Raw genomic sequence first — 6,727 nt, forward strand, 5'->3', positions numbered from 1 at the left:
GAGTGAGACGTCGGCTTTCCCTGGAGCACCCCTCATCCGTCGCCTTCGGCGACACCTTCTCCCACAAGGGGAGAAGGTGGAGCTCAATCCGCCATCGTCTCCAGGCTGGCAAAGCCCTGCGGTGCATCGCCCTCGTCGAACGGCGTCGTCACCTCGACGAATGTGTCGGGGAAGAAGCCGTTGAAGCGGGTCCTCAGCGACAGCGAGTAGGCGCCGATATGGCCGATCTCGATCCAGTCGCCGGTGTCGACCGTTTCCGGCAGCCAGAATGGCCTGGAAAGGATATCGACGGAATCGCAGGTCGCGCCGCAGACCTTGAACGGTACGATGGTTTTCTCGTCGCCGTTGCGGGTACGGATCGCGGGATCGGGAATGAAGCGGGCCGGCAGCGTGATCTTGCCGGTCCATGAATCCGACAGCGAGGCCCAGATGCCGTCATTGATGTAGAGCCGCTTGCCCTTGCGCAACAGCACCCGCACGATCAGCGAGAGACACCGCGCCACGATCACGCGTCCGGGCTCGGCCACCAGGGGCATCTGGTCGAACTGATATTCTTTCAGGTCGCCGGCGAGCCGCGACATCAATTGGCCGAGCGACGGCATCTCGATGTGCCTGCGATTGGGGTCGTGGCCGTATTCGGCGGGAAAGCCGCCGCCGACATCCAGGCCGGCAATGTCGAAGGTCAGGCGGTTGCGCACCCAGTCCGCCGAGGCGAGCGCACGTTCATAGGTATCGGGATCCTCGATCTGGCTGCCGACATGGAAGCAGAGGCCGACCTTGTAGCCCGTGCGATTCAGCCGCTCGGCAAGCTCGACCGCATTGGCCGGCCCGGCGCCGAACTTCTTCGACAGCTCGTAAGCCGCGTGGCCCTTGGTCTGGATGCGCACGAAGACGGTGAGAGCGCCCGGGTCGATATCGAGCGCACGCACGACGCGCGTCAGCTTGGTGATCTCGTCCTCATGGTCGAGCGAGATCACCCGGATGCCGTATTTTTCAAGCGCCAGCTTGATGTCCGACTGCGCTTTGACCGGATGCATGTAGAGCATCTCGGCGTCGGGCGAGACGGCGCGCACGGCGGCGAACTCGCCGGGCGAGGCGACATCGAAGGCGCTGACGCCGGCCTCGACCAGCGTCTTGAGAACGATCTGCTCGCCATTGGTCTTGACCGCATAAGCGGTCTTGCCGGGAAACATGCCCATGAACTGCAGGGCATCCTCCTTCAGCACCTGCGGGCGGAAACAGTAGACCGGATCGTCGGGACGAAGCGCCAGTGCCGCCTCACGGGCATTTTCGAATCGCTGCATGGACGAATCCTCGGGTCTGGAGCGCGCACAATTAATCCTAGCTAGCCGCCAAAGAAAACAGTTCTGTGTCTTGGCTACCCGGAGCGGTCTGCTGCACATTTTGGCGACGCTAAACCACCGATCAGGTTTCGGGTGGCCCTTGCCGCCGAACCCGATATCGGTTCTTGAGATGCTTTACGGGCCGAGTTGCGATCGGCCCCCGGGGAGGAACAGGACATGTCGATTACGGCCGGCGCCGCGCCGACGCGCGGAGCGATGACGCTCAAGGATTGGGCGCAGCTTCTCCTGCTCGGCGCGATCTGGGGCGGTTCGTTCTTCTTTGCCCGCATCGCCGTTTCCGAGATCCATCCGCTGGCGCTGGTGCTGTTTCGCGTCGCCATCGCCGCGGCGGCACTTCACCTCTATCTGGCAGCCCGCGGCCCTTCGTTCCGGCTCGCCTTCCCGCATGCCGGCCTGTTCTTCCTGCTGGCGCTCACCAACAATGTCGTGCCCTTCTCGCTGATCTTCGCCGGCCAGACGCAGCTCGGCGCAGGCGTCGCTTCGGTGCTCAACGCCACGACGCCGTTCTGGACGCTGATCCTGGCCAATGCGCTCACAACCGACGAGAAGCTGTCCTGGAACAAGTTCGCCGGCATCGCGCTCGGTGTCGCCGGCACCGCGGTGATGATCGGACCTGGCCTGCTTGCCGGGCTTGGCGGACCGGTGTGGGCCAAGTTCGCACTGATCGGCGCTTCGATCTCCTACGCCGTCGCCCTGATGATCGCGCGCCGCTTCAAGGGCGTGCCGTCACCCGTCATCGCCACCGGACAGCTGACCGCATCGACCATCATCATGATCCCGCTCGTGCTGATTGCGTATGGCCCCGCGGGGCTTTTCTCGGTCTCGCCGCCCGTCTGGGCCGCGGTTCTGGGCCTCGCGCTGCTTTCAACCGCCTTTGCTTACATCCTCTATTTCAATCTCGTCGCCTCGGCCGGCGCCACCAATGCCTCGCTGGTCACCCTGGTCGTGCCGGTGAGCGCGGTGCTGCTCGGCTTCCTGTTCCTCGGCGAGCGCCTGGCGCTGTTCGAAATCGGCGGCATGACGCTGATCGGACTCGGCCTGGTCACCATAGACGGTCGCCTGTTTGGCCGATGGTAGCGGTGTCATGCCACGGCTCCGCCACAATTTATTCACAACGCTTGAGGCGGCTTTTGCCGAAGAGTTTCAACGGCTAACGATAGATCGGAAGTCGCAAATCCCACAATCATGTCGCATTGCAGCACGTTTTCCGCTTGCCTGTAACCCAAATGACTCTAGATTCCGGCCATAGCTCTGAAGAGGAGGCTATGGCATGGGACTGACGAGGCCGATCAACGCGTTGATGATTTGTGCCGCATTCGCATTCATCGGTGCCCTTATCATAGGTGTTCTTCCCTGACCCGCCAAACCGGGAAGACCAGTACCGAGATATAGTCCAAACAGTTCGAAAAGGCCGGGTTCTACCCGGCCTTTTCCGTTGCAGCCTGCCCTATGCGGCGGCCGAACCCGCCGCCTCCGTCTCATGCGAGCGGATGCCGATCATGTGGCAGACGGCAAAGACGAGATCGGCGCGGTTCATGGTGTAGAAATGGAAGTCGCCGACGCCGCGCTCGACAAGGTCGAGCACCTGTTCGGCGGCCACGGCGGAGGCCACGAGGGCATGCGTCTGCGGGTCGTTCTCCAGCCCCTCGAAGCGCTCGGCCAGCCAGGCCGGCACCAGCGCCCCGCAGCGCGACGAGAAATTGGCGACCTGGGTGAAATTATGCACCGGCAGGATGCCCGGCACGATCGGGATGTAGATGCCGGCGCGGCGCGCCCGCTCGACATAGCGCTCGTAAAGGTCGTTGTCGAAGAAGAACTGGGTGATCGCCCGCGTCGCGCCATTGTCGGCCTTGCGCTTCAGCATATCGATGTCGGTGGCAAAATCGGGGCTTTCCGGATGCTTTTCCGGATAGGCCGAGACCGAGATGTCGAAATCGCCGGCGTTCTTCAGCGCCCCGACCAGTTCGGCGCCATTGGCATAGCCATCGGGATGCGGGTGGTAACTTGCGCCGACACCGGCCGCCGGATCGCCGCGCAACGCGACGAAACGTTTGACGCCCATGTCCGCAAATTCGCGGATGACCGTGTCGACCTGATCGCGCGCGGCATCGACGCAAGTCATGTGCGCCGCCGGCGTCAGCGTCGTCTCGTTGAGGATGCGCTTGACCGTGCGCGCCGTGCGCTCGCGGGTCGAGCCGCCGGCGCCGTAGGTCACCGAGACGAATTTCGGCTTGAGCGGCTCCAGCCGCGTGACCGTATCCCAGAGCCTTGCTTCCATCTCGTCGGTCTTCGGCGGGAAGAATTCGAACGAGACCCGGACCTTGTCGCCGATGTCGGGGCGGCGGGAAAAGCGGAACTGGTTCATCAGGCTGTTTCCCCCATTGGATATGCCTTGGCGGGTAGCGAGTCGTTGGATGGATCGGCGATCAGCAGTCGCCGATCGCGGCCGAGCCAGAGCTTCACCGTAAGCCTTGCCTCGTTGCCGCCGCGCGGCTCGAATTCCTGGCTGTCCTCGAGGTCGAGGCCGGCCTCGGCGAACCAGTCGGACATCTGCCGATCGGAAAAGCCCAGCCGCATATGGGCGTGCTGGTCGCGTAGGAATTCGAGCGCGTGGGGCGCGAAGTCGACGACGATCAGCCGGCCTGATGGCCTGAGCAGCCTCGCCGCCTCGGCGATGGCGCGCGCGGGATCGTCGAGATAGTGCAGCACCTGGTGGATTGTGACGAGATCGAAGGCGTTGCGCTCGACCGGCGGCGAGAAGATGTCACCTTGGCGTACCTGCGCATTGGCGATGCCGGCCTTGTCGAGGTTGGCGCGCGCCACGCTCAGCATCTCGCGCGACATGTCGATGCCGACGCCGCGCCGGTAGAGCGGCGCAAAGATTTCGAGCAGCCTGCCAGTGCCGGTGCCGAGGTCGAGCATAGACTGGAACGGCCGTTTGCCGACGAGCTTGATGAGTGCCGCTTCCACCGCCCGGTCCGGCACATGCAGCGAGCGGATGTGATCCCAGCTCGCGGCATTCTCGGAGAAATATTCGGCCGCCCGGTCCTGCCGCTTGCGCTTCACCGCCGCCAGCCGCTCGAGATCGCGCACCACCTGCGGATCGGCCTCGCTTATGGCCGAGACCAGACGCTGGACGAAGTCGCGCGAATTATCGATGTCGGTCAGCCTGAAAAAAGCCCAGGACCCTTCCTGATAGCGGCCGATCAGCCCAGCATCGAGCAGCAGCTTGAGGTGCCGCGAGACGCGCGGCTGCGACTGGCCGAGGATCTCGGTGAGGTCGGAGACGGTGAGATCCCCGCGTGAAAGCAGCACCAGGATGCGCAGCCGGCTGGATTCGGCCGCCGCCTTCAATGTATCTACCATTGTGTCGAGCGAGACATGCATGAGCGGGCTCTCGTTGAAAGATATAAAGATATGTTTATGTCGATTTTGACACCCTGGCAAGCGCTATGTCGCTTCCGGACAAGAAAATGGCGCAGCCGCGATCCGCGCCGGCAGGCGGTTTCTGGGCGGGATGAACAGGATGTTTGAGACACGCCAAGGTGAAATGCTTCTTGCTGCCGACCCGGCGCAGTTGCCGCCGGACGGCCAAGTGGTCTTCATCGGCCGCATCGTCTCACCATGGACCAGTCGCGAGGATTGCCCCAAGAACATGCGCGCCGCCCGGCAAACCGGGCGAACCGCGACAGTCCTGATCGACCAGCCCTATCGCCTGGGGTTGCAAAACCTGGAACGCGCCAGCCACGTCGTCATCCTGTCCTGGCTCCATCACGCGCCGCGGAATCTGATTGTGCAGAAACCGCGCCACGCGGCTGAAGCGAAAGGCGTTTTCTCGCTGCGCTCCCCTGCCCGGCCCAACCCTGTCGGCCTGCATGTAGCGAAGCTCGCCGCGCTCGACATCGAGGCCGGTCGGATCGAGATCGACGCCATCGATGTGCTCGACGGCACACCGGTCATCGACATCAAGCCCTATTACGCTTCCACGGATGCTTTCTCCGAAGCGACGGTCGCCGGGCGAGACGAGAAATGAGCGTCCCCACCGGCCGCCGCCGCGCCATAGCCAAGGCGCTGACCGCGCTTTTGCCGCTCGCGCCCTATGCCGACATGGAAAAGATCCGCGCCGACGCCGGTTCCGTGCATATGAAGACCCTGCCCCCGACGATCGCGGTATGGCTGGCCACCATCGCCCATGTCCGCCATGTCCACACAGATTATGAGAAGTTGCTCGCCGAGGGCTATGACCGGGATTCGGCGCGCTTCTTCGTCATCGGGCGGACCAATGAGGTGCTCACCCGTTGGCGCGCTACACGCCTGCTTCAGGAAGACGACGAGGACGAATAGGCGTCTGCGCCCTCTACGCCGCATCCCGCCAATTAATTCGGGTGCCGCCTCTGGAAAAACGGCGGCGGCGCCGTACATGGGGATAAACGGAGATTCCTCCGTTTACCCCCCGAATTCATCGCCCTCTGGGCAAGGATAGCAGATCATGACTGATAAGGTTTGGTTCATCACCGGATCGTCGAAGGGTTTTGGCCGCGTCTGGGCCGAGGCCGCGCTCGCCCGCGGCGATCGCGTCGCCGCAACTGCGCGCGATGCCGGCACACTCGCCGATCTCGTCGAGAAATATGGCGACAAGGTCGCTGCCATGAAGCTCGATGTCACCGACAAGCACGCCGTCGACGCCGCTGTTGCCGAGGCGCACAGGCGTTTCGGCCGGCTCGACGTGGTCGTCAACAATGCCGGTTACGGCCATTTCGGCGCCATCGAGGAGGTCACGGAGCAGGAGGCGCGCGACCAGATCGAGACCAACGTCTTCGGAGCGCTTTGGGTGACCCAGGCCGTGCTTCCCGTCATGCGGGCGCAACGCTCAGGCCACATCATCCAGATCTCCTCGATCGGCGGCGTCAACGCCTTTGCCTCGCTCGGCCTTTATCACGCCTCAAAATGGGCGCTGGAAGCCTTCAGCCAGTCGCTCAGCCTCGAGGTCGCCGGCTTCGGCATCCACGTCACCCTTGTCGAGCCGGGCGGCTTCTCCACAGACTGGGCCGGGCCGTCGGCCAGGGTCTCCAAGCCGTTGGACGCCTATGAGCCGGTCCGCGCAGCGATGGCCGAGCGCCGCAGCCGTTCCGTCGCTGGCGATCCGCAAGCGACCGGCCCGGCGATGCTGGCGATCGTCGATGCCGCCGAGCCGCCGCTCAGGGTCTTCTTCGGCGACGGCGGACTGCCGATGATCCGGCAGGAATATGCCACCCGCATCGCCACTTGGGAGAAATGGGATCACGTCTCGGTAATGGCGCAGGGCGCCAACAAGAACCGCAAGGCGGCCTAACCGCGAACGCCGCGCCGCGAAAGCGGGGCGG

The 6,727-nt window shown here is 63.9% G+C and carries 7 protein-coding genes; 4 read left to right on the plus strand and 3 right to left on the minus strand.

Annotated features, from left to right (window positions below; genetic code table 11):
- Window positions 1-83: 83 nt before the first annotated feature.
- On the minus strand, window positions 84-1,304 hold the full coding sequence (locus tag LB515_RS27915) for an alanine racemase (RefSeq protein WP_224544844.1): 1,221 nt from the start codon (window positions 1,302-1,304) through the stop codon (window positions 84-86).
- Window positions 1,305-1,520: 216 nt separating this feature from the next.
- Here LB515_RS27915 and LB515_RS27920 point away from each other — a divergent pair, with 216 nt between their 5' ends.
- Window positions 1,521-2,441 carry a DMT family transporter gene (locus tag LB515_RS27920; protein WP_095768974.1) on the plus strand — a complete coding sequence of 307 codons (921 nt, stop codon included), beginning with the start codon at window positions 1,521-1,523 and terminating at the stop codon, window positions 2,439-2,441.
- Between the two features lie 370 nt (window positions 2,442-2,811).
- Here the strand turns inward: LB515_RS27920 and metF are convergent, their stop codons facing one another.
- Together metF and LB515_RS27930 are read right to left on the minus strand one after the other, a co-directional pair.
- Window positions 2,812-3,729 carry a methylenetetrahydrofolate reductase [NAD(P)H] gene (metF, locus tag LB515_RS27925; RefSeq protein ID WP_140839663.1) on the minus strand — a complete coding sequence of 306 codons (918 nt, stop codon included), beginning with the start codon at window positions 3,727-3,729 and terminating at the stop codon, window positions 2,812-2,814.
- Window positions 3,729-4,751 carry an ArsR/SmtB family transcription factor gene (locus tag LB515_RS27930; RefSeq protein WP_095768972.1) on the minus strand — a complete coding sequence of 341 codons (1,023 nt, stop codon included), beginning with the start codon at window positions 4,749-4,751 and terminating at the stop codon, window positions 3,729-3,731. The genes metF and LB515_RS27930 overlap by 1 nt, the downstream gene beginning before the upstream one ends.
- Before the next feature lie 139 nt (window positions 4,752-4,890).
- On the opposite strand from LB515_RS27930, the gene tsaA reads away from it, so the two are divergent.
- From tsaA to LB515_RS27945, 3 genes are all read left to right on the plus strand, one after another.
- A complete protein-coding gene (gene tsaA, locus LB515_RS27935) occupies window positions 4,891-5,397 on the plus strand; it encodes a tRNA (N6-threonylcarbamoyladenosine(37)-N6)-methyltransferase TrmO (RefSeq protein WP_224709664.1) in 507 nt (168 codons plus the stop codon).
- On the plus strand, window positions 5,394-5,708 hold the full coding sequence (locus tag LB515_RS27940) for a DUF2293 domain-containing protein (protein WP_095768971.1): 315 nt from the start codon (window positions 5,394-5,396) through the stop codon (window positions 5,706-5,708). The genes tsaA and LB515_RS27940 overlap by 4 nt, the downstream gene beginning before the upstream one ends.
- A 145-nt stretch (window positions 5,709-5,853) precedes the next feature.
- Window positions 5,854-6,696 (plus strand): SDR family oxidoreductase, encoded by an 843-nt coding sequence (locus LB515_RS27945; RefSeq protein ID WP_224709666.1) that lies wholly within the window; start codon window positions 5,854-5,856, stop codon window positions 6,694-6,696.
- The last annotated feature ends 31 nt before the right edge of the window (window positions 6,697-6,727 follow it).

Origin of the sequence: Mesorhizobium sp. CA15, from assembly GCF_020165215.1 — a bacterium.
Lineage (GTDB): Bacteria > Pseudomonadota > Alphaproteobacteria > Rhizobiales > Rhizobiaceae > Mesorhizobium.

Bases quoted from the DNA above. Each gene is read 5' to 3' on its own strand.
- LB515_RS27915 (WP_224544844.1), bottom strand. From the start codon at position 1,304: ATGCAGCGATTCGAAAATGCCCGTGAGGCGGCACTGGCGCTTCGTCCC.
- LB515_RS27920 (WP_095768974.1), top strand. From the start codon at position 1,521: ATGTCGATTACGGCCGGCGCCGCGCCGACGCGCGGAGCGATGACGCTC.
- metF (WP_140839663.1), bottom strand. From the start codon at position 3,729: ATGAACCAGTTCCGCTTTTCCCGCCGCCCCGACATCGGCGACAAGGTC.
- LB515_RS27930 (WP_095768972.1), bottom strand. From the start codon at position 4,751: ATGCATGTCTCGCTCGACACAATGGTAGATACATTGAAGGCGGCGGCC.
- tsaA (WP_224709664.1), top strand. From the start codon at position 4,891: ATGTTTGAGACACGCCAAGGTGAAATGCTTCTTGCTGCCGACCCGGCG.
- LB515_RS27940 (WP_095768971.1), top strand. From the start codon at position 5,394: ATGAGCGTCCCCACCGGCCGCCGCCGCGCCATAGCCAAGGCGCTGACC.
- LB515_RS27945 (WP_224709666.1), top strand. From the start codon at position 5,854: ATGACTGATAAGGTTTGGTTCATCACCGGATCGTCGAAGGGTTTTGGC.